Raw genomic sequence first — 22581 nt, forward strand, 5'->3', positions numbered from 1 at the left:
GAAATGAAGCAACAGCATGAACGATGTGCGAAACAAGGAGGACGCCATGTCCGGTGAGTTCCAGGCAATCCGCTACGAAAAGCATGAAGGCGGCATCGTCCTGATCACGATTGACAACTCGCGCAGCGAGAACTGCATCGATGAGCGGGTGCATGAAGACCTTTGTCGCGCATGGCTAGCTTTCCGCGCTGATCCGGAACTGAATGTCGCCGTTCTGACTGGAGCAGGGGAGAAGTCCTTCTGCGCTGGGTGGGACATCAAGGGTTACGCCAAACAGACCAAGGGGCAAAAGCTGGAGGCGCTGCGAAACCGCGCATCCTTCGGGCCTGGCCTCGGTGGTCTCACCCGCGGCATTGACGTTTTCAAGCCAATTGTCGCAGCGATCAACGGCTATTGCCTGGCTGGCGGCATGGAAATCGCAATGGCTTGCGATATCCGTATCGGTGCTGCTGAAGCTGAATTTGGCGTGCTGAACCGGCGGTGGGACATCGGTTGCGAATCCGGGCTGACCCAGCGGCTTCCCCACATCGTTGGGTTGGGCAATGCGCTCGATCTCATCATCAGCGGGCGAAAGTTTGACGCGGAAGAAGCGCACCGTATCGGATTCCTGAACCGCGTGGTGCCGCGCGAAAGCGTCGTGTCTGCGGCCATGGAGTATGCGCGCGGCATCGCCGCGTTGCCTCAGACGTCTATCCGAGCGGACAAGGAGTCGGTGCTTCGCGGTCTCGGCCGCAGCTTGTCCGATGGACTCTGGATGGAAAACACCCTTTGGAACACGACCGTGCATTCAGAAGACCTGGAGCAGGGTATTGAACGCTTCGCCTCGCGGCGGGCAAATTGAGAGCAATGGAGGACTGACAAATGACCGATCAAACCTACACGCCGATGACCGGCAAGACCGTAATCATCACCGGCGCCGCACGTGGTCTGGGCCGCGAGTACGCGCTTCAACTTGGCCGCCGGGGTGCATCCGTGGTGCTTGCCGATCTGAACGACTGCGCCGAATCGGAAGCTCTGCTGACCGCAGAGGGGATCGCGTGCATGTCCGTCAAGGTTGACGTTGCTGACGAGAACAGCACCAAGGCCATGGCGGCCGCAGCAGTCGAACGCTTTGGCCGCATCGACGTGCTTGTCAACAATGCCGCACTGTGGGCAGACCTGAAGAACACGCCGTTCACTGACATCGATCCCGGGCTCTGGGACCGCTGCATGGCTGTGAACGTGAAGGGCGTGTGGAACTGCAGTAAGGCGGTTTTCGCAGCCATGCGCGAGGCGGGCGGCGGCAGCATCATCAACATTGCTTCGCTGGCAGCAACTTACGGTATGCCCTATGCGCTGCACTACACCGCCTCGAAAGCGGCGGTAATCGGCATCACTCGCGGCCTGGCGCGGGAAGTTGGGCGTCACTGGATCCGCGTGAACAGTGTCGCGCCGAGCCTTGTTCTGACGGAGGCCACTAGCCAGTTCTTCGACGACAAACTGGACAAGGCCACTGACGCAATCAAGGCCGGTCAGAGCTTGAAGGGCAACCTGACACCGCAAGACGTCGTCGGTGCCGTTCTGTTCCTCGCCGGTGAGGATAGCCGTTTCGTGACGGGTCAGACGCTGATGGTGGACGGCGGAACGACGCTGCTCTGATCTTCAGCGCGCACACCAGCAACGCGCCGGCGAGAACATCGCCGGCGCGAGGGGCGGTCACGCACAGAGTCGTCGCGTAACCCGCCTCTGCGACAGCAGGTCGACGGCTCATATGGGAGACATCGGTGGAAACAGCAATCGGAACAGTCGAGAAGCACTCGGCGACGGTCAGCGCGCGTGATGAACGGCGAGTAATTCTCGGGTCATCGCTAGGCACGGTATTCGAGTGGTACGACTTTTATCTTTACGGCAGCCTTGCCGTCTTCTTCGGTACCCTGTTCTTTCCTAAGGGTAACAGCACCGCAGCGCTGCTCGCAAGCCTTGCGACATTTGGCGCAGGCTTCGCGGTTCGGCCGCTGGGAGCACTTGTATTCGGCCGGTTAGGAGATTTGCTGGGCCGCAAGCAGACGTTCCTGGTTACGATTCTGTTGATGGGTGCCTCTACGGCTCTGGTCGGTGTCCTGCCGACCTACGAGCAGGTGGGCGTGCTGGCCCCGATTCTTCTGGTGGCGTTGCGGCTCGTTCAAGGTCTCGCCATGGGGGGTGAATACGGCGGAGCCGCGATCTACGTGGCCGAGCATGCGCCGTCGAATCGACGCGGTGCACGCACCAGCTGGATTCAGACCACCGGTACGATTGGCTTCCTGATGTCGCTGGGTGTCATTCTGGCCTGCCGCACCACGCTTGGCGAAGAAGAGTTCCGCTCGTGGGGCTGGCGCATCCCGTTCCTCGTCTCCCTGCTTCTGCTAGCCGTATCAGTCTACATTCGGCTTAAGCTGAGCGAGTCGCCTGTGTTTCTGCGTATGAAGGCAGAGCAAGGCCTCTCTAAAGCGCCGATCAAGGAAAGCTTTGCCGACAAGCGCAACGTCAAAGTCATCCTGACTGCGTTGTTTGGCGCCATTGCTGGCCAGGCGGTGGTGTGGTACACCGGCCAATTCTACGCCTTGTTCTTCCTGCAAAGTGTTCTGAAGGTCGATTTTGCGACTGCCACGTTCCTCGTTTCCGTGGCGCTGGTCATTGGCACTCCGCTCTTCGTCATCTTCGGGTACTTATCCGATCTCATCGGCCGGAAGCCCATCATGCTTGCGGGTTGCTTGCTGGGCGTCCTTACGTTCCTTCCAATTTACAAGGGGTTGACTCACTACGCTAATCCCGCTTTGGAGCGAGCGATGGCAGTGGCTCCGGTGGTCGTACAGGCCCCTGCAAACTGCGATAAGCGCTGCGAGACGATCCGCAGTGAGTTGGCTTCGCGGGGTGTTCCTTATGAGACCGTAGCCGCCGCGGGTGGTGATCTCGTGGTGTCGATTGGGGCAACGCTGTTGAAAGAGCCGGATGCAAAGGCGCTTGCAGCGGCAGTGAAAGATGTCGGCTACCCCGCAGCCGCAGACCCGGCGCAGGTCAACAAGCCGATGGTACTCCTGCTACTCACTGTGCTGATGACATATGTAGCGATGGTGTACGGGCCAATGGCTGCATTCCTGGTGGAGTTGTTCCCAGCGCGAATCCGCTACACGTCGCTGTCGCTCCCTTACCACGTTGGAAACGGCTGCTTCGGCGGGTTCTTGCCCCTGGTCTCGTCGTGGTTGGTGGTAACCACGGGGAATGTCTTCGCTGGTCTCTACTACCCAATCGGCGTGGCTGCACTGACGTTTGTCGTAGGCCTGCTGTTCGTAAGAGAAACCAAAGCTGTCGATATTACGCGCTGAGCTTCTAGCGCGGACTGCGGGATGCACATCATGACGAAAACTGAAATCGAAACGTGGAAGGGCTGGATTGGCCGCAAAGAGACCAGCACAGATAGCGTTACAGCGGGGCCGGTCGCTCGACTCGCGGCGGTTTTGGACCGCGACGAAGGCAATCTTGCTGCAGGATCTGCAGTCCCGCCGTTGTCGCACTGGTTGTTCTTTCTGCCGTCGGCACCTCAGTGCGAGATTGGGCCCGATGGGCATCCCGCAAGGGGAGGATTTCTCCCTCCCGTATCGTTGCCGCGCCGCATGTGGGCCGGGAGCCGGATAGAGTTCCACCGGCCTATATGTGTCGGCCGGGACATCGAGCGGACTTCAACAATCATGGAAGTCCAGGGCAAGGAGGGCCGATCTGGTCCCCTTGTATTTGTGAAAGTGCGGCATACCGTGACTGACCGGTATGGTCCCGTTGTCACGGAGGACCAGGACATCGTCTATCGTGGCGCCGAGCGGAGCGGCGCCGCCACGAACGTGGCCTCGACTGCGCCGAAGCCTTCGCCTAAGGCGGCGGAATGGTGGCGCCGTGTGGTACCGGACGGCGTGCTCCTATTCCGTTTTTCGGCGCTGACGTTCAACGGGCATCGTATCCACTATGACCGGGGCTACGCGCAAGCAGAGGAGGGCTATCCGGGGCTTGTAATTCATGGCCCTCTGCAGGCGATGCTGTTGCTCGACATGTTCTCGCAGGAGTTCCCTGCGCGCACCGTGAAGTCGTATGCATTTACCTCGCGACGACCGCTGTTCGACGATGCTCCGTTCGAGCTGTGCGGCGCCCGCCAGCCAGGTGGAGAGGTGCTGCTGTGGATCGAGGACCAGCACGGGCAGACCGTCATGGAGGCAACCGCTCATGTCGAATGAACTAACGGGACGCAGACTGCTCCGCTCCTGGCTCTTCGTGCCGGGAACCAGACTAGACCTGCTCGCAAAGGCAGTGCGCGCCGGGACAGATGCAATCATCGTTGACCTCGAAGATGCTGTACTGCCCGAGCACAAAGCCCCAGCTCGCCTTGCGGTTGCCCAGCTTCCGGCGGTCGGCTGTCCTTTGTACGTTCGAGTGAATGCGGTTGGAACGAAGGACTTTGCGCTCGACGTGCCGGCAGCTGTGCAGGCTCGGGTATCCGGGATCGTTCTGCCCAAGGTCGAACGGCCCGAAGACTTTGATGCGCTGCTGGCTCTGATGCCCGCACCGTTACCGGTAGTCGCCCTGATTGAAACCGCCAAGGGCCTGGCCAATTTACCCCGTATTGCCACTCATCCGGTCCTTCACTGCTTTGCTTTTGGCGGCGTCGATTTTGGGGTCGACGTTGGCTGTGCATCGGACTCGACGACGATGCGGCTCGCTCGGTCGAAACTGGTTCTGGCCTCTCGTGCCGCAAACCTACCGCCGCCGATCGACGGCGTGACCGTTTCCCTCGATGCCGAGGTGATGGAACAGGACGCGCGGGACGCTAAGTTGCAGGGCTTCGGGGGCAAGCTGTGTATCCACCCGCGGCAACTTGAACATGCGAACCGCGCATTCCGGCCAACTGAGGACGAGATTGCATGGGCGACGCGTGTTGCAGAACGAGCCGACGAAGCTCAGGTGGGGGCTCTGTTGGTCGATGGCGAGATGGTAGATCGCCCTGTTCTGGAGCGCGCTCAGCGCATCCTTGCAGAGGTGCGGCAACGCTGATCATGATCTGGCGTACGAGAAGCACTTCAGAACTTCTCGGCGCAACAGTCTTTATCAGCGAATGCTGATAAGCCATTCCTAATGGTGCTTGCGTCCGGTCGCACTAGCTGCTGCTTCGACCTGATAGGTTGCTTGCAGGGATGCAACTAAACGGCTCCCGAACGGCAGAGCCATCCTCTTCCAGGATCTGCTGAATCATTCCTTGCTGACGTCTCATGGGTGCCCGCCCAAGTTGAGTTCAGGGGCCCCCAGGAGGTCGGCGGGGCTGATTGGGAAATCCAGGTACGCTCTTCATGTTGGTACTGGTATCGTCTCGACTTGGCGCTCAATATTGAACCAGTGGTCAATTAGGGCGCACTTTGCCGAGTCGCGCATGGAGAAGGGGTAGCATGAAGATGCTGGACAGAATTGATCGACGTATTCTTCGGGCGCTGCAGGAAGACGGGCGAATTCAGAACGTAGAGCTTGCCGAAAAGGTTGGACTGTCGCCGTCCCCTTGCCTGCGCCGAGTTAAATTGCTCGAGGAAAGCGGAATAATCGAGCGGTATGTCGCGTTGCTCAATGCCGCAAAGCTCGGTGTTGGGATGACGGTCTTCGTTCGTATTTGGCTGACCTGCCAAGATTCAGAGACGATCGAGAACTTTACGCTGGAAGTCCAACGCTTTCCCCAGATCGTTGAATGTCACTTGATGGCAGGAGACTGTGATTTTCTGCTGCGAGTTGTCGCTGAAGATCTCGACGCATATCGAAAATTCCAGGCGGAGCATCTGGTGCGCATCAAAGGCGTGCAGAGTGTCAAGACTGAAATTCCTATGCAGAGAATCAAGCTAACATCTGAACTGCCGCTCTAAGTGCCGAGATGCGCATGGTGGCGAGCCTGGCATCGCGGGCAAGACTCGCAGCATGCCGAGGCGCGCTCAAATGGCCTGTTTGTAAGCACGAGGCGCGGTATTAGGAGTCCGTTGTGCTCCAGTGCCACGCCCCGAGAAAACCAGTCCGACAGCGATGGTTCCAATACCCAGAGCATGATAGAGGTGGAGCTGTTCCCCTAGGAACACTGCCGACAGCGCAACACCAAACACTGGCGCCAGGTGCACACACAAGCCGGCCCTCGCAGGACCGAAGTGTTGAACGGCCCGCATATAGAGGAAGTAGGCGAGTGCCGATGCGAAGACGCCCACATAAACCAAGGCCGCATAGGCCTTGACACCCAATTCCGGCACTGTGGCGGTACGGTGTTCGAGTATCGTCAAAGGTAGCAGAATGAAGAGCGCCAGCGCGATTTGAGCACCCATCAAGCCGAGCCGATCCAAGTCAGCAGGGAGTTGGCGCAGCCAAAGCGTATATACGGCCCAACATGCCGCCGCTACGAGGACGATGACATCTCCGGCGTTCAGGGAGATGCTTTGCCAGTGTGACCAGTTCCCTTGGAAGACCAGGATCAGGACCCCGATAAATGAAAGGATCAACGCTGTGCCCTGGTTCCAGTTCAGGCGCTGGCGGTAGAACACCGCACCCAGCAGCACGATCATAAGGGGCGCCAGGGAGTTGAGCAGCAGTGCATTGCTGGCAGTAGTGGTCTGCAGGCTGCAATACAGCAGCGAGTTGTATGCTGCGATACCCATAGATGATGTGCCAAGCACCATCCAACGATGCTCCCAGTAGCGGCGCCAATCGCGACGCATCGCCTTGAAGGCGAAAGGAAGCAAGAAGAGGAGGGCGATGACCCAGCGCCCAAGGGAAAGCGTCATCGGCGTCAGGTCGTCGCGTACGGCTCGCCCGGCGACGAAGTTGCCGGCCCACAGCAAGGGCGGTAATAGCAGCGAAAACCACGCATACAGTGGCGTGGACTTTGAGGTGGAGGCGGATGCCATGGATAGAGCTCTAACGGGGGAAAACAAGGGGATTGTGTTTGTCCAGGCTGAGAGAAACAATACGGAAATGAGACAATCGTTTTTGCGTCATGCGTAAGAATCTCGACAACGGCGTTTTCCACGCCATGCGTGCCTTCGTCTGTGTCGTTGAAGCCGGTAGCTTTTCCTTGGCGGCTGAGCAGCTGGGGCTGACCACTTCTCAGGTTTCACGCTTGGTTGGGGAACTTGAGAAGCGCTTGAACGCCAAGCTACTCCATCGCACGACCCGTCAGCGATCACTGACAGGCATCGGAGCCGACTACCTGGAGCGCTGCCGCGAGGTCCTTGCACTGGTAGCCGAGGCGGAAGCACAGGCTTCCGGCACCGCGATTGCCCCGAGTGGGACTCTGCGGTTGCAATGCATGTTCAGTTTCGGCCAGCACTACGTCGTGCCACTGCTGCCTGAGTTTATCCGCCGCTACCCGGACATTCAGGTTGAGTACAGCACGTCCCAGTACCTTCCAAACTTACTGGCACGGGGTACCGATGTAAGTCTGTATGTGGCAGAGAGGTTGCCGGATTCTGGGCTCGTATCGCGCCTCTTGGGAACAACCTTCTCGGTGCTCTGTGCTTCGCCCGCCTATTTGTCGCAATACGGGACGCCCAAAAAGCCGACTGACCTCATGCACCATCCTTGCCTGCAGGCGGTCAATCCTTCGGTGAGTCCAACATGGAACCTTGTCGGACCAAGCAACGAAGTCTATGAAATGATTCCAAAAGGGCCGTGCATCGCCGATACCCCAGATGTTCTGCGCGCCGTCGCGGAAGCCGGCATGGGAATCGCATTGCTGCCGCTATTCAGCGTAATTGAGTCGATTCGATCTGGTCACCTGAAGCGCGTACTTGCGCCGTGGCGCTCGCCAGACATAGGGATATTTGCTCTGATGCCTTCCAGGCACTACATGGAAGCCAAGACTCGAGCCTGGCTCGACTTCGTCGGTGAACGAATGGCACCTGAAATCGAGCGCGACGTACGCTTCATCGATAGTAGGCGATACTAAGTTCAAGACGGGCCGGCGGGACGCACGCATATGACAGCGGAGGCGCCGGCTTCTTGGCCGCCGGCCGCCACGTTCAACTGGTCGTTACCACGCGTGTTGGTCGTTGTTTGGGAATGAGCCCTCCTTGACGGCTGCCACATACGCGGAAAACGCACCATACACATCATCGGCGTCTCGCATGAAGTTCCGTACAAACTTCGCCATGCGTCCCAGATTCAGCCCGAGCATATCGTGCATGACAAGCACCTGTCCCGCAGTCCCACTGCCGGCGCCAATGCCGATAGTGGCGCAAGATGTCATCACATTGCTAATGCTTTGGGCGAGTTGGGCGGGAACCATTTCCAAGACCATCATCGATGCACCGGCAGCCTCTAGCGCGGCTGCGTCACCTCGAATCTGGGCCGCGGAATCCTCTTGGCGGCCCTGGACTCGATAGCCGCCAAGAGCAGATACCGTTTGGGGAGTAAGGCCAAGGTGCGCACAGACGGGAATCCCACGCTCTACAAGGAAGTCAACAATTTCGACGGTCCAACCACCTCCTTCGAGTTTGACCATGTTGGCTCCAGCCTGCATCAGTTCTACCGCGGATGCGATTGCTTGCTCGCGGGATCGTTGATAGGAGCCGAAAGGGAGGTCCGCGATAATCAACGCGCCGCCCTCTGAGCGAGCGAGGCCCTGGGACACACAATGGGTGTGATAGCGCATCTCCTCCATCGAGACACCAACTGTGGTTGTCTTGCCTTGGCACACCATGCCCAAAGAATCACCGACCATGATGCAATCGACGCCAGCGGCGTCCGCAACTGCTGCGAACGTCGCGTCGTAGGCCGTGAGGACCGCAATCTTCTCACCAGAGCCAAGCATCTCAGAGATTCGCGTAGTGGTGATCTTCTTGCGCTTGGGATTGAGCGGATTTCCACTCGCGCCGTAAGGTGCAGCTGCGTCGCTTGAGGGTGTGGGTTGATTTGGGTTCATTTATTAAACCTATCTGAAAGCTAGCAACGGAAGAGAGAACGAGGGTCAGGGCGAACCGACCACGGCTCCTGCCAAAGCCTGCCGCTACTGCACGTCGCTCACAGTGGCGGTGGTGGCTTGCATGAGAGCGACTACCTTGTAGGAGGATCCGTTATCGAAAAACTGCCGGACTTCTCCGGTACAGACCGTGAGCAATTTCCCCGAACTTTGCACTCTTCCAACGGCCAGAAAGTGATCGCCAAGCGCCGGACGTAGGAAATTGACCTTGTATTCGGCGGTGACGATGCCATAGCCTTCTGGCGCCCTTGTCAACGCGGCATAGCCACATGCGGCGTCAACAATGCTGGCGACTGCGCCCGCATGAACATAGCCATGCTGCTGAGATAGCTGCTTAGCATTGGGTAAGGCGATATGTACCTCGCCGTCCCCAACGAACGCAAGCGTAGCGCCAAGGGTCTTCATTAGGCCTTGGGCATCAAAGCTCTCAGAAACTCGTTGTTGGATGTCGTGCATTGGTATCTCCGAGGCGCTCTCCCGGACAACCGGGAGGCGGTCCGTCAAATTGCTAACGATTTCAGGGCCGGAAAGCGCTGAGTCGCTCAACTGCCTCCTGAAGGTTTTCCATAGAATTTGCCGTGGAGAACCGCACGGACCGCGCGGCATCGGCGTTGCCGAAATCACGACCCGGCGAGATTGCGACATGGGTGCGCCTCATCGCCTCAAACACGAAATCCCAACTGCTGGGGAGTCCCCACGCCTCCAACCACGCTGAGCAATCGGCCCACGCGTAAAACGCTCCATCCGGTTCCACCGGGATGTTGAAGCCGATCGATTGCAGAGCAGGGATGAACCAGTCTCGTCGAGCTTTGAACTCTGCTCGACGGCGCTCATACTCCGCGAGACTTTCTGGCTCAAAGCAGGCCAGTGCCGCGTGCTGCGCGACAGCGCTCGGGCAGAGAAAGAAATTCTGTGCCAATCGTTCAAGTACCGGCACCAAAGGCTCTGGTGCAACGATCCAGCCCAATCGCCAACCCGTCATGCAGAAGTACTTCGAGAAGCTGTTGATGCTGATGACGCTATCGTCGAGCACCAGGCCGGTTTGCCCAAAGGCGCGGTCGTGGCTCAATCCGAGATAGATTTCGTCCAGTAACGTAATGCCCCCATTTGATTGAACAAATGAATGGATGCGCTGGAGTTCTTCCGGGTGAATAGATGTGCCCGTTGGATTCGACGGGGAGGCCAGCAACACGCCGCGAGTTTTCTCTCCCCAGTTCGCACGAACCTGTGCCTCGCTCAGTTGATAGCGCTCGGCGGCAGTCGTCGGTACGAGTACGGGATGCCCTTCGGCTGCGATGACGAAATGGCGATTACATGGGTAGCACGGATCCGGCATCAGTACTTCGTCACCGGCCTCAATCAGCGCCATGGTCGCCAGTTGTAATGCCGCCGAGGCCCCCGCGGTGATGACAATTCGCCGCGCTGGGACATTGACGCCAAAGCGCTGTGTATACCAGTCGCTGATCCGTTCTCGCAAGGCCTCCATGCCAACGGCAGCCGTATATTGCGTGACGCCGGCACGCACTGCCCGTACCGCCGCTTCCTGGACCAACGGCGGCGCTGTGAAGTCTGGCTCACCGATGGTCAAATGGATCATCGGTCTGGCATTGGCGGCCTCGGCGTTAGCCAGCTGTGTGGCCGCCTTGGCTACCTCCATCACGTAGAACGGTTCGATACGAGATGCACGCCTCGAAATTTTCATCGAATATCTCCATCCGGAAATGCGCAGCCCTCACCTGGCTTGCTTGGGATACCACGGGGGCCCTCAGTTCACCTAGGCAGCGTGAATGCCGCAACGTCAGACGCTCGCGCGCGTTGGTCGACCGGGGATTGTCACGGCGGCATGCGGAGGAGGCAATAGCGCTTAAAAGAAAGATGTTTTGCATGCTGCGTAACAATCTTGGCTTCGGGAACTGTCCTCAAGGCGAACCATAGCGGCACTGCCTCACTGACAATTGCCGGCGGTGGGAGGCACCGCGCTTGTTCGGTCAACGCCTGGGAGCCTCACAGTCCCGAGCAGTACCTTCTTCTTGGTATTGGTATGCGGAGTTCCGGACCTTATCCGAGGCCACTATGGGCCGAGGTGGGGTTTCCCCTGTGAATAACGGGCTGTGACCCGCTCGGTGTCACAACTCTCTATAGTGTGCGCGAACCCGCATCGGACGGGTATCGACCATCATATGGAGACGCCCCATGACCTTCTCCCCCACGACCGCGAGGCGTGTAACGCTTCGGATTTCGAATTTGTTCCAACGCACCATGCTTGCAGCCGTGCCTGTGATCTTGGCGACAGGAGGCGCGCATGCTGCAGTCGATGTCGCTCGTGCGCAGGCACTCGCTTCGCAGAACGCGTGCCTGGGATGCCACGCAATGACTACGCGCTTGGTTGGCCCCTCATACAACGAAGTGGCAGCAAAGTACAAAGGCATGGACCCGACCAAGCTGGCCACGAGCATTCGGGCCGGCAGTAAGGGCAAATGGGGTTCGCTGGAAATGCCACCGCAGAAAGAGCTATCGGACGCAGACGCTAAGGTGCTCGCGGAGTGGGTACTCTCTACTGGGTCGGAGAAATAGCAAAGGTGCCCCACTCGCCCTGATGATCCCAGGACGAACCCAATTTGCCACAGCCACTTTTCCTCCCCAGAGAACAGCCTCATGCGAACAATCCCGATTGCGCAAGCCGACAACAGCGCCAACGTTTCCAAGCAGTCCATCGCACTCACGCGTAGAAGCCTGCTCAAAGGCACTGGCGTTCTGATGGGAACGCTCGCCATCGGCAGCCCACTGGCGCTGCTGGCTCCGTCCAATGTTTGGGCGGTTGAACTCAAACTGCTCAACAAGGACGAGGGAGATACGCTGCTGCAGATGGGGCGGGCCCTGTTCCCACACGAAAAGTTGCCTGATGCCGCGTATGCGCTACTGGCTAAGGACCTCGATGCCGCTGCAGCAGCCGATCCGAAGCTGGCCGCGCAACTTCGCGACGGCATTGCCTCGCTGAACCGTGCGGCTGGCGGAAGCTTCCTCCAGGCGAAAGGCGGCGAGCGGCTGGCGGCGGTGAAGTCACTGGAGGGCAGCCCCTTCTTCAATACCGTCCGAGGCAAATGTGTGACCTCGCTCTATGACAACGAGATGGCTTTCGTCACGTTTGGCTATCCCGGCTCCGCGTGGGAGAAGGGCGGCTATATCGTGCGCGGCTTCCAAGATCTACAGTGGCTGCCAAATCCCCCAGCTGACGCCAGCCCGCAACCGTACCTAGGCTGAAGCAGATAGCAGCGTCCCAATCCCAAAACAATCGATCCATGGCGGCATCGCCTGGAATGGAAGAGAAACGCAGCAGAGCGCTGGCGTTTGCTAAGGAGACATGCATGGCAAAGTTTGACTACAAGGACAGCTCCGTCGTGGTCATTATTGGATCAGGTGCGGGAGGGGGAACGCTCGCCAACGAGTTATGCCAGAAGGGGATCAAGGTGGTGGTCCTCGAAGCAGGTGGCAAACAGTCCAACGCCAGCTTCATCAATGACGAATGGAAGTCATTCAGCCAACTGGCCTGGTTGGACAAGCGCACGACCTCGGGCAACTGGCGCGTCGCCAATGATTTCGCGAACCTGCCTGCATGGATCTGTAAGACCGTGGGAGGCACCAGTACTCATTGGGCTGGCGCTTCGCTGCGCTTCCAGGAGCACGAGTTCCGCACACGCACAGTCTACGGTGGCGTGAACGGAGCAAACCTCCTCGACTGGCCACTGACACTCAAGGAACTGGAGCCCTACTACGACAAGGCGGAGGACAAGATGGGTGTCACACGCACCCACGGCATCCCTGGGCTGCCCGGCAACAATAACTTCAAGGTGATGTACAGCGGCGCCACCAAGCTCGGCTACAAGGAAGTGCACACGGGCAACATGGCGATCAACAGCCGGCCACGCAACGGGCGAGCCCGATGCATGCAACTGGGGTTCTGCTTCCAAGGCTGCAAGAGTGGCGCCAAATGGTCCACCCTATACACGGAATTGCCGGAAGCTGAAGCGACCGGGAAGTTCGAGTTGCGTACCCAGGCCCATGTAACCCGCATCGAGCATGACGCCAAAGGCCGTGCCAACGCGGTGGTCTACATTGATCAGGACGGCAAGGAGCATCGGCAGCAGGCGCGCGTTGTATGTGTGGCGGGCAATGCCATCGAAACCCCGCGCCTGCTGCTAGCCTCGGCGTCGAACATGTTCAAGGATGGTCTGGCCAACTCGTCTGGTCAGGTTGGGCGCAATTACATGCGTCACACCACGGGCTCAGTCTATGCTGCTTTCAATGAGCCGGTACATATGTACCGCGGCACCACCATGGCCGGTGTCGTTCGCGACGAGGCGCGCAACGATTCAGCTCGCGGCTTCGTAGGTGGCTACGAGATGGAGACCCTTTCGCTAGGCATCCCATTTATGGCTGCCTTCCTTAATCCGGGCGCTTGGGGATCCGACTTCACTTGGTGGATGGATCGATATACCCATCTGGCGGGCTTGTGGATCGTTGGCGAAGATATGCCGCGCGAAACCAACCGTGTGACCCTGAACGCCGCCGTGAAGGACCAGTTTGGCAACTACGTACCCAACGTGCATTTCGATGACCACGAGAACGATATTGCCATGCGCAACCATGCCTATACCCAGGCGGAGGCAATCTACAACGCCGTAGGCGCGGTCAAGACGAACCGGACACCGCCGTACCCGTCGACGCACAATCTGGGGACGGCGCGTATGAGCGCCCGTCGGCAAGATGGCGTATGCAATAAGTGGGGCCAAACTCACGATATCCCGAACCTCTTCATCAGCGACGGCAGCCAGTTCACTACGGGCGGCGCTGAGAATCCGACACTGACCATCGTCGCCCTAGCGATACGCCAGGCGGACTATATTGCATCGCAGATGACGCGACGCACTATCTGAGCGTCTAAGCGCTGTAGAGGCCAGTACTCAACAACCTGGAGACACGCGATGTGTGAATTCTTTGTCACCGCTGACCCGATTCTCTATGAATCGCGCACGCGCTCAGTGCGCATTCATGGTGTGCGCACCAGTATTCGACTGGAGAATTTTGTCTGGGACACGCTCTCGTCCCTGGCAGCCGACGAGGGGATGACGACCAACGCACTGATCGTGCAGTTTCATGACGAGATTCTCAGGCACCGCGGCGACGTCCAGAACTTCACCTCCTTCCTCAGGGTGACTTGCCTGCGTTTCCTTCGGCGCAAGTGCGATGGCGCCGCCGCCGGGCTAACCGAGGTACCTGCCTTGCCGGTGCCGGAGGCTTCGCACCTTACTCACTAATCTCTATCGAACAACGATGGCAAAGCTTATCCATACGATGATTCGCGTCCATGACCTCGACGCTTCGCTCAAGTTCTATCGCGAGGTTTTGGACCTGACACCTTCGCACAGACTGGACTTTTCGGACTTCTCACTGGTCTACCTGCGCAACGACAAGGGCGAAGGCGAGATCGAACTGACCTGGAATAAAGGCCGAGAAGAGCCCTATAGCCACGGCGATGGCTATGGCCATGTGGCAGTAGTGGTCGATGACGTTGCTGCCCGGCATGCCGAACTGATAGAGGCAGGGTATCAGCCACTCGCCGTGAAGGAGTTCAAGGCCGATGACAAATTGCTGGCACGCTTCTTCTTCATCCAGGACCCCGACGGCTACAAGATCGAGGTGCTGGAGCGGCACGGCCATTACCAATGAACTACTTTTTGAAACTGTAGTGATAAAGGCCGCTGTATGACGTCATCGCGTCTGGCAGCGGCGCAGCATTTTGCTCGCTTTCGGCTGTGCCACGCGGTTTGCCCATGATCCCCCATCCTTGCATCACCCCCTCGGGCCCGCTGTCCGACATCGAGAAGAAAATCCTGGCCAGCCAGCACGAAATCGAACGCTGGTTCTGCCAGGAGTGGATTGAACATACGCCACCAATCTACAGTTCGGTTGACCTGCGCAACGCCGGTTTCAAGCTCTCGCCAGTAGATACCAACCTGTTCCCCGGTGGCTGGAACAATCTGACGCCGCCAATGGTGTCGCTGGCGGCGCGCGTCGCTGCGGCCACCCTTACCAAGGCATGCCCAAGTGCCCGAAGATTGTTGGTGGTGCCGGAAAACCATACCCGAAATCTCTTCTATCTGCGCAACATAGCGCAACTGCAGCAGGTGCTCTCGCTGGCCGGCTTTGATGTGCGCGTCGGTACCGTGAACCCTGAGATCACCCATCCTACCTCGTTGGAGGTGTCTGAGGGGCAACGAGTCACGCTAGAGCCGGTAGTGCGAACGCAGAGCCGATTGGGGCTTGCCAACTTTGATCCGTGCGTCGTGTTGATTAACAACGACCTAAGTGGCGGTGTCCCGGCCATTCTTGAAGGCCTGCACGGACAATGCTTGCTGCCCCAACTGAGCGCAGGCTGGTATCGCCGGAGGAAGAGTCGGCATTTCAGTGCCTATGAGCAGGTTGCCAGCCGATTCGGCAAGGTCCTTGGCCTAGATCCGTGGCTATTCAATCCGCTTTACATGCAATGCGAGGTGAATTTCGCCGAGGGCACTGGGACGGATCATTTGCAGGTCGTTGTTGAGGAATTGCTGGCCAGTATCCGCCGTAAGTACAGGGAGCACGGCGTAACCGATGCGCCGTTTGTGGTGGTCAAGGCTGACAACGGGACCTATGGTATGGGCATCATGACGGTGCGCGACGCCAAGGAGTTGGAGAAATTGAACAGGCGGACACGGAACAAGATGGCGGTCGTCAAGGACGGTCAGCGGGTGTCCAGCGTACTCGTCCAGGAAGGCGTGCCGACGCTTGAGAGCATTCATGGTGCTACCGCCGAGCCTGTTGCCTACATGATCGGCAGCGAGGTGGTCGGCGGATTCTACCGAGCCAACGCCGGCCGAGGCAGAGACGAGAATCTGAATGCGCCAGGCGCGAATTTCGTGCCGGTGGCGTTCGAAGCGATGAGCCACCAATCCCTGCGAGGCGCTACCGGCCGCTTTTATGCCTATGGCGTCATTGCCAGGCTTGCCGCACTGGCGGCGAGTAGCGAGCTCGAATACACCGACCGCGATTCGCAAGCAATTCTCGACGTCGCCTAACCGGAAGCCCTCGCATGCTGACGCTATTGCCGTTGCCGGCCTTCAACGATAACTACATCTGGCTGCTGCATGACGCGCAGTATGCCTGGGTGGTGGACCCTGGCGATGCCATTGAAGTGCAGCGCTATCTAAAGCAGACAAATCTGCGCCTGCAGGGTGTGCTGCTCACCCACCATCACGGAGATCATACGGGGGGAGTGGATGCATTACGAGCGTCTACCGGCGCCGAAGTCTACGGACCGTATCATGAACCGCTCCCGGAGCCAGTTCGCCGTGTCAAGGAGGGTGACCGAATCAGCGTCCTTGGCCTGGAGTTCGAAGTCATTGAGGTGCCGGGGCATACTGCCGGTCATATCGCGTACTTCAGCAGCGAATGCCCACGCAACCCATTGTTATTCAGTGGCGACACTCTGTTCTCCGCAGGTTGTGGGCGGCTGTTCGAAGGCACGCCGGAGCAGATGTTGGCTTCGCTGGACAAGCTGGCGCGACTGCCGCCGCATACTCAAGTTTGCTGTGCGCATGAATACACGCTCAACAACCTTCGCTTTGCGTTGGCAGTAGAGCCAATCAATCAGGATATTCTCAGCTACGCCGAGCATTGCGAGCGCCTACGTGTCGAGGGCATACCTACACTACCCGCCCGGCTGGGAACAGAACTTCTCGTGAACCCATTTCTGCGTACGCGGCAGCACAGTGTTCGAGCCGCGGTTATCGATCGTGCGCCCGGGACCGATGGGGACGTCGGGATATTTGCTGCGCTACGGAAGTGGAAGGACGAGTTTTGACGTGGCGGCACTATTCGACCGTTTGCGATGGCTCTGGTTGCCACAAATATTCCCTGTTAGGCCGCCTGGCGGCGTCTAACCTGTTCGGCCTGAGCTTCTGCAGCCTTCCAGGCTGCCGTTCCCCGAATGAATCAGCTGACATAGAAGGTCCCCTCGAGTAGGCGATATGAAGCGCTTTGCCACGGGGGGGGGCGAAGACTTGGCCCCATCGCTGATTGCTGTATGTGCCCAGCCAGATGTGGAGGGGCGTGATCTTGCCTCAATGGTGGCGCGAACTGTGCATAAAACGGCTCTTTCTAATGTCGCGCAGCTTGTTCGCAAACGCGGTATCAGCCTGGTCAGGTTGCGTGGAGCGAGGTTAGCCAGCGCAGCCTCGATGTGGCACGAAGTTCTTTCAGTTGGGAGAAGAGTAGCACGCAATGCTGTTGCGCCTTGATCTATCGCCTTATAGACAATCGAATTCTACGGGAAGAGTCATAAACTTACCCGCTATAAGGACATCCGGCGATTGCAGTCAATCGTGTGAGCGATAGGTTTGCAACACATGTGCCGTGCTACTCCAATTTATTCAGATAGTCCACACAGGAGATAGTGTGAGTATTTTTAGAACAAAAAGCCTGGACGAAATGATCTCGGCAGGCGAAAGCCACAGCGGATTAAAGAAAGTCCTTGGACCGCTTGATCTCATCATGCTTGGGGTGGGTGCTATTGTCGGAACCGGCATATTCGTGCTCACTGGAACCGGTTCGCTGACAGCTGGGCCGGCATTGACGTTGTCTTTCGTCATTGCAGCGATCGCTTGTGGCTTCGCGGGACTCTGCTATGCCGAGTTTGCTTCGACGGTGCCGGTTGCCGGTTCGATCTACACGTATAGCTATGCCACGCTTGGCGAAGTCATTGCGTGGCTGATCGGCTGGGATCTGATGCTTGAGTATGGGCTAGCCTCGTCCACCGTGAGCGTCGGATGGTCGGGCTATTTCCAGTCATTGCTCTCCGGATTTGGAGTATCTCTCCCCACTGCATTGACTGCCGCTCCCGGTGCGATACCCGGTGTGACTACCTGGATCAATTTGCCAGCTTTAGTCATCATGCTTGTGGTCACTTTCATGTTGGCGCTTGGTATCCGTGAGTCGGCAAAACTTAACAACTTCCTCGTTTTCGTCAAGATTGGAGTGGTGCTGCTGTTCATCGCGGTTGGAGCACGCCATGTCCAGCCCGCAAACTGGCAACCCTTTGCACCATTCGGCGGGACGGGTGTCCTCAGCGCGGCCGCTCTTGTTTTCTTCGCGTTCATCGGATTCGACGCAGTGACATCGGCCGCAGAAGAAGTAAAGAACCCTGCAAGAGATTTGCCAATCGGTATTGTCGGATCGTTGGCCGTCTGCTCCCTGTTGTACGTGGTTGTGTCCGCAATCATGACCGGAATCGTGCCCTATCAAAAGTTCATGGGCGTTGATCATCCAATCTCATTGGCCTTGAAGTATGCCGGTGAATCATGGGTCGCAGGATTCACAGATTTGGGCGCCATTCTTGGAATGACGACGGTTATTCTCGTAATGTCGTATGGGCAGACGCGGATTACGTTCGCTATGTCACGAGACGGCCTTTTGCCAGCTCCGCTATCAAAGGTGCATCCGAAATACGGAACCCCGTTCCTGACGACATGGCTTGTTGGGGTCATTTTTGGGCTCATCGCGGCGTTTGTTCCGTTGCATGTGCTTGCTGAGTTGGTGAATATCGGGACGCTAGCCGCATTCTGCCTAGTATCAATTTCCGTCATCGTGCTGCGAAGTAAGCGGCCGGATCTACCACGGGCATTTCGTTGCCCCGGCGTGCCGTACGTGCCTTCTATGGCAATAGCATCTTGCGTCACCTTGATGGCGTATTTGAGTCTGCATACGTGGGTGGCGTTCGCTATTTGGATGTCGATCGGAATTCTGGTTTATTTCCTTTACGCACGTTTGAATTCCAAACTTAACGACTAAGCCAAGAACGGCGTCGCGCTGGATGACCATCATGTTGGGCGACGGCAGGATGATGCCACGACGCCAAGATAACGGCGCTCTGAGCAACCCGCCCAACAGTCTTCGAGATGCGCCCGGCTTTGATTTTGCAAGACCAGCTTCCTTCTTTCTGTGCCCCCATGGACTACGCTCCCATCAAATCCCTGCTGATTGCCAATCGATCCGAGATCGCGATTCGCGTGATGCGCGCTGCGTCCGAGATGAATATCCGGACGGTGGCGATCTATTCGAAGGAAGACCGCCTGGCGCTCCATCGGTTCAAGGCTGACGAAAGCTATCTGGTCGGGGAAGGTAAGAAGCCGCTGGCAGCCTACCTCGATATTGAAGACATCCTGCGCATCGCGCGCCAGGCGAAGGTTGACGCCATCCACCCGGGCTACGGCTTTCTCTCGGAGAACCCCGATTTCGCGCAGGCTGTGATGGATGCCGGCATCCGGTGGATCGGCCCGTCACCGGACGTCATGCGCAAGCTCGGCAACAAGGTCGCGGCGCGCAACGCCGCGATCGAGGCGGGCGTGCCGGTGATGCCGGCCACCGACCCGTTGCCGCAAGACCAGGACGAGTGCAAGCGCCTGGCAGCCGGCATCGGCTATCCGCTGATGCTCAAGGCGAGCTGGGGCGGCGGCGGACGCGGCATGCGTATGCTGGAGAATGAACAGGATCTCGAAACGCTGCTGCCAGCCGCAAGGCGCGAGGCGCTGGCCGCGTTTGGCAACGATGAGGTATATGTCGAGAAGTTGGTGCGAAACGCGCGCCATGTCGAGGTGCAGGCCCTCGGCGACACCCGCGGCAACCTTGTGCACCTATTTGAACGCGACTGTACCGTGCAGCGGCGCAACCAGAAGGTCGTGGAGCGCGCCCCCGCCCCCTACCTCGACGACGCCGGCCGCGCGGCCCTGTGCGACGCGGCGATGCGGCTGATGCGCGCGGTCGGCTACACGCATGCCGGCACGGTCGAGTTCCTGATGGATGCCGATTCCGGGCAGTTCTACTTCATCGAGGTCAACCCGCGCATCCAGGTGGAGCACACGGTCACCGAGATGGTCACCGGCGTCGATATCGTCAAGGCGCAGATCCGCATCACAGAAGGCGGCTATATCGGCATGACCGAGAATAGGCGTGACGCGGAGGGCAATATCGTCGTGCGTGCCGCGGGCGTGCCGTTCCAGTCCGAGATCTCTCTGAACGGCCATGCGCTGCAATGCCGAATTACGACCGAAGATCCGGAGAACGGCTTCCTGCCGGACTACGGCAGGATCTCTGCCTACCGCAGTGCAGCGGGCTTTGGGGTACGCCTCGATGCCGGCACGGCCTACGGCGGCGCCGTGATAACGCCGTACTATGACTCCTTGCTGGTCAAAGTCACGACTTGGGCGCCCACTGCTCCTGAATCGATCCGGCGCATGGACCGCGCGCTGCGCGAGTTCCGCATCCGCGGCGTTGCCTCCAACCTGCAGTTCCTCGAGAACGTCATCAACCATCCGTCGTTCAAGGCCGGCGGCGTCACCACGCGCTTTATCGACAAGACGCCCGAACTGCTCGCCTTCACCAAGCGACAGGATCGCGCGACCAAGCTGCTGCACTATCTCGGCGATGTCTGCGTCAATGGCCATCCCGAAATGACCGGCCGCTCGCTGCCGTCGTTGCCGCTGCCCGCGCCGGTCCTCCCCGCGGTGGACGCAACTGCGCCGCTGCCCACCGGCACGCGCGACGTGCTCCGCGAGCTCGGCGCGGAAAAATTCTCGCGCTGGATGCTCGAGCAGAAGCAGGTGCTGCTGACCGACACGACCATGCGCGACGCGCACCAGTCGCTGTTCGCCACGCGCATGCGCACCGCCGACATGCTGCCGATCGCACCGTTCTACGCGCGCGAACTGCCGCAGCTGTTCTCGATGGAGTGCTGGGGCGGCGCGACGTTCGATGTGGCGCTGCGCTTCCTGAAGGAAGACCCGTGGCAGCGTCTTGAGCAACTGCGCGAGCGGGTGCCGAACATCCTGTTCCAGATGCTGTTGCGCGGCTCGAACGCGGTGGGCTACACCAACTACGCGGACAACGTGGTGAAGTTCTTCGTGCGCCAGGCCGCCAGCGCCGGCGTGGACGTGTTCCGCGTGTTCGATTCCCTGAACTGGGTGCGCAATATGCGCGTGGCCATCGATGCCGTGGGCGAAAGCGGCGCGCTGTGCGAAGGCGCGATCTGCTATACCGGCGACATCTTCGACGGTTCCCGTCCCAAGTACGACCTGAAGTACTACGTCGGCATTGCGCGCGAGCTGAAGCAGGCCGGCGTGCATGTGCTGGGCATCAAGGACATGGCGGGCATCTGCCGTCCGCAGGCCGCGGCCGCGCTGGTCAAGGCGCTCAAGGAAGAGACCGGGTTGCCCGTGCACTTCCATACCCACGACACCAGCGGCATCTCGGCCGCGTCCGCGCTGGCTGCGATCGAGGCGGGCTGCGATGCGGTGGATGGTGCGCTGGATGCAATGAGCGGACTCACCTCGCAACCGAACCTGTCGAGCATCGCGGCGGCGCTGGCCGGCAGCGAACGCGACCCCGGACTGAGCCTGGAGCGGCTGCACGAGGCGTCGATGTACTGGGAAGGCGTGCGCCGCTACTACGCGCCGTTCGAATCGGAAATCCGCGCGGGTACGGCCGATGTCTATCGCCACGAAATGCCCGGTGGCCAGTACACCAACCTGCGCGAGCAGGCGCGCTCGCTTGGCATCGAGCATCGCTGGACCGAGGTGTCACGTGCGTACGCCGATGTCAATCAGTTGTTCGGTGACATCGTCAAGGTGACGCCGACGTCCAAGGTGGTCGGCGATCTCGCCCTGATGATGGTGGCCAACGATATGAGCGCGGCCGACGTCTGCGATCCGGCGAAGGACATTGCGTTTCCTGAATCGGTGGTCTCGCTGTTCAAGGGCGAGCTGGGCTTCCCGCCAGACGGCTTCCCGGAAGCCCTGTCGCGCAAGGTGCTGCGCGGCGAGCCGCCGGCGCCTTACCGCCCGGGCGACCAGATTCCGGCGGTTGACCTCGACGCAGCGCGCGCCGAAGCCAGCGCGGCTTGCGAACAGCCCGTCGACGACCGCCAGCTGGCGTCGTACCTGATGTATCCCAAGCAGGCCATCGCTTATCACGCGCACGTGCGCACCTACAGCGATACCTCGGTGGTGCCGACGCCTGCCTATCTGTATGGGCTGCAGCCCCAGGAAGAAGTGGGCATCGACATCGAGCCGGGCAAGACGCTGCTGGTATCGCTGCAGGGCATGCATGCCGACGCCGAAGAGGGCAACATCAAGGTTCAGTTCGAACTGAACGGGCAGTCGCGCACGGCGGCGATCGAGCAGCGCAGCACCGTGCAGGCCGGCACGTCACGCCAGAGCCGTCCGGTTGCCGATCCCGAAAATCCGCTGCATATCGCCGCGCCGATGCCGGGCTCGATCGTGACCGTCGCAGTCCAGCCGGGCCAACGCGTCGCGGCAGGGACAACGCTGATCGCGCTGGAAGCCATGAAGATGGAAACCCACATCGCTGCCGAGCGCGACAGCGAGATTGCTGCTGTGCATGTGCAGCAGGGTGACCGGATAGCAGCGAAGGATCTGCTCATCGAATTGAAGCCTGCGCAATGAAGCAAGATCTCGTTGAAAGGCCATAGC

20 protein-coding genes are annotated in these 22581 nt (G+C 59.3%); 16 read left to right on the forward strand and 4 right to left on the reverse strand.

The window, feature by feature from the left end; all coding sequences use genetic code 11:
• Nucleotides 1-16 precede the first annotated feature (16 nt).
• From J8I82_RS14700 to J8I82_RS14725, 6 genes are all read left to right on the forward strand, one after another.
• The gene (locus J8I82_RS14700; RefSeq protein ID WP_209758614.1) at nt 17-841 is read left to right on the forward strand and encodes an enoyl-CoA hydratase/isomerase family protein; all 825 of its coding nucleotides are present in this window, start codon (nt 17-19) and stop codon (nt 839-841) included.
• A 20-nt stretch (nt 842-861) separates the two neighbouring features.
• Nucleotides 862-1638 (forward strand): SDR family NAD(P)-dependent oxidoreductase, encoded by a 777-nt coding sequence (locus J8I82_RS14705; protein WP_245179761.1) that lies wholly within the window; start codon nt 862-864, stop codon nt 1636-1638.
• A 125-nt stretch (nt 1639-1763) separates the two neighbouring features.
• Nucleotides 1764-3344: an MFS transporter gene (locus J8I82_RS14710; RefSeq protein WP_431831550.1), complete on the forward strand. Its 1581-nt coding sequence runs from the start codon at nt 1764-1766 to the stop codon at nt 3342-3344.
• A gap of 30 nt (nt 3345-3374) precedes the next feature.
• Nucleotides 3375-4241 (forward strand): HTD2 family dehydratase, encoded by an 867-nt coding sequence (locus tag J8I82_RS14715; protein ID WP_245179762.1) that lies wholly within the window; start codon nt 3375-3377, stop codon nt 4239-4241.
• Complete coding sequence (locus tag J8I82_RS14720; RefSeq protein WP_209758618.1) at nt 4231-5055, forward strand: HpcH/HpaI aldolase/citrate lyase family protein; 825 nt, start codon at nt 4231-4233, stop codon at nt 5053-5055. Before J8I82_RS14715 ends, J8I82_RS14720 begins: the two co-directional genes overlap by 11 nt.
• 389 nt (nt 5056-5444) lie before the next feature.
• Complete coding sequence (locus tag J8I82_RS14725) at nt 5445-5906, forward strand: Lrp/AsnC family transcriptional regulator (RefSeq protein ID WP_209758620.1); 462 nt, start codon at nt 5445-5447, stop codon at nt 5904-5906.
• A 66-nt stretch (nt 5907-5972) separates the two neighbouring features.
• On the opposite strand, the gene J8I82_RS14730 is transcribed toward J8I82_RS14725, so the two are convergent.
• Nucleotides 5973-6929 carry a DMT family transporter gene (locus tag J8I82_RS14730; protein ID WP_209758622.1) on the reverse strand — a complete coding sequence of 319 codons (957 nt, stop codon included), beginning with the start codon at nt 6927-6929 and terminating at the stop codon, nt 5973-5975.
• Between the two features lie 89 nt (nt 6930-7018).
• Here J8I82_RS14730 and J8I82_RS14735 point away from each other — a divergent pair, with 89 nt between their 5' ends.
• Nucleotides 7019-7969: a LysR family transcriptional regulator gene (locus J8I82_RS14735; protein ID WP_209758623.1), complete on the forward strand. Its 951-nt coding sequence runs from the start codon at nt 7019-7021 to the stop codon at nt 7967-7969.
• An 84-nt stretch (nt 7970-8053) separates the two neighbouring features.
• Here J8I82_RS14735 and panB read toward each other — a convergent pair whose 3' ends face one another.
• From panB to J8I82_RS14750, 3 genes are all read right to left on the reverse strand, one after another.
• Nucleotides 8054-8944, reverse strand: a complete 891-nt coding sequence (gene panB, locus J8I82_RS14740) for a 3-methyl-2-oxobutanoate hydroxymethyltransferase (protein ID WP_209758625.1) — start codon at nt 8942-8944, stop codon at nt 8054-8056.
• An 84-nt stretch (nt 8945-9028) separates the two neighbouring features.
• Nucleotides 9029-9457 (reverse strand): PaaI family thioesterase, encoded by a 429-nt coding sequence (locus tag J8I82_RS14745; RefSeq protein WP_209758627.1) that lies wholly within the window; start codon nt 9455-9457, stop codon nt 9029-9031.
• 61 nt (nt 9458-9518) lie between these two features.
• A complete protein-coding gene (locus tag J8I82_RS14750) occupies nt 9519-10703 on the reverse strand; it encodes a pyridoxal phosphate-dependent aminotransferase (RefSeq protein ID WP_209758629.1) in 1185 nt (394 codons plus the stop codon).
• 557 nt (nt 10704-11260) lie between these two features.
• Here J8I82_RS14750 and J8I82_RS39085 point away from each other — a divergent pair.
• The 9 genes from J8I82_RS39085 (at nt 11261) to J8I82_RS14795 (ending at nt 22554) form a co-directional block, all read left to right on the forward strand.
• Complete coding sequence (locus tag J8I82_RS39085; protein WP_280907040.1) at nt 11261-11575, forward strand: c-type cytochrome; 315 nt, start codon at nt 11261-11263, stop codon at nt 11573-11575.
• A gap of 81 nt (nt 11576-11656) precedes the next feature.
• Nucleotides 11657-12262: a twin-arginine translocation signal domain-containing protein gene (locus J8I82_RS14760; protein WP_209758633.1), complete on the forward strand. Its 606-nt coding sequence runs from the start codon at nt 11657-11659 to the stop codon at nt 12260-12262.
• A gap of 104 nt (nt 12263-12366) precedes the next feature.
• Complete coding sequence (locus J8I82_RS14765; RefSeq protein WP_209758635.1) at nt 12367-13935, forward strand: GMC family oxidoreductase; 1569 nt, start codon at nt 12367-12369, stop codon at nt 13933-13935.
• Between the two features lie 48 nt (nt 13936-13983).
• A complete protein-coding gene (locus tag J8I82_RS14770) occupies nt 13984-14316 on the forward strand; it encodes a ribbon-helix-helix domain-containing protein (protein ID WP_245179763.1) in 333 nt (110 codons plus the stop codon).
• A 16-nt stretch (nt 14317-14332) separates the two neighbouring features.
• Complete coding sequence (locus J8I82_RS14775; protein ID WP_209758637.1) at nt 14333-14728, forward strand: VOC family protein; 396 nt, start codon at nt 14333-14335, stop codon at nt 14726-14728.
• 104 nt (nt 14729-14832) lie between these two features.
• Entirely contained in the window at nt 14833-16116 is a 1284-nt protein-coding gene (gshA, locus tag J8I82_RS14780; RefSeq protein ID WP_209758639.1) for a glutamate--cysteine ligase, read from the forward strand.
• Nucleotides 16117-16130: 14 nt separating this feature from the next.
• On the forward strand, nt 16131-16901 hold the full coding sequence (gene gloB, locus J8I82_RS14785; protein WP_209758641.1) for a hydroxyacylglutathione hydrolase: 771 nt from the start codon (nt 16131-16133) through the stop codon (nt 16899-16901).
• Between the two features lie 593 nt (nt 16902-17494).
• Nucleotides 17495-18886, forward strand: coding sequence for a branched-chain amino acid transporter BcaP (gene bcaP / locus J8I82_RS14790; RefSeq protein WP_284183075.1), 1392 nt, complete (start codon nt 17495-17497; stop codon nt 18884-18886).
• 158 nt (nt 18887-19044) lie between these two features.
• On the forward strand, nt 19045-22554 hold the full coding sequence (locus tag J8I82_RS14795) for a pyruvate carboxylase (RefSeq protein ID WP_209758643.1): 3510 nt from the start codon (nt 19045-19047) through the stop codon (nt 22552-22554).
• Nucleotides 22555-22581 lie beyond the last annotated feature (27 nt).

This window comes from Cupriavidus consociatus (assembly GCF_017814975.1).
GTDB lineage: Bacteria > Pseudomonadota > Gammaproteobacteria > Burkholderiales > Burkholderiaceae > Cupriavidus > Cupriavidus consociatus.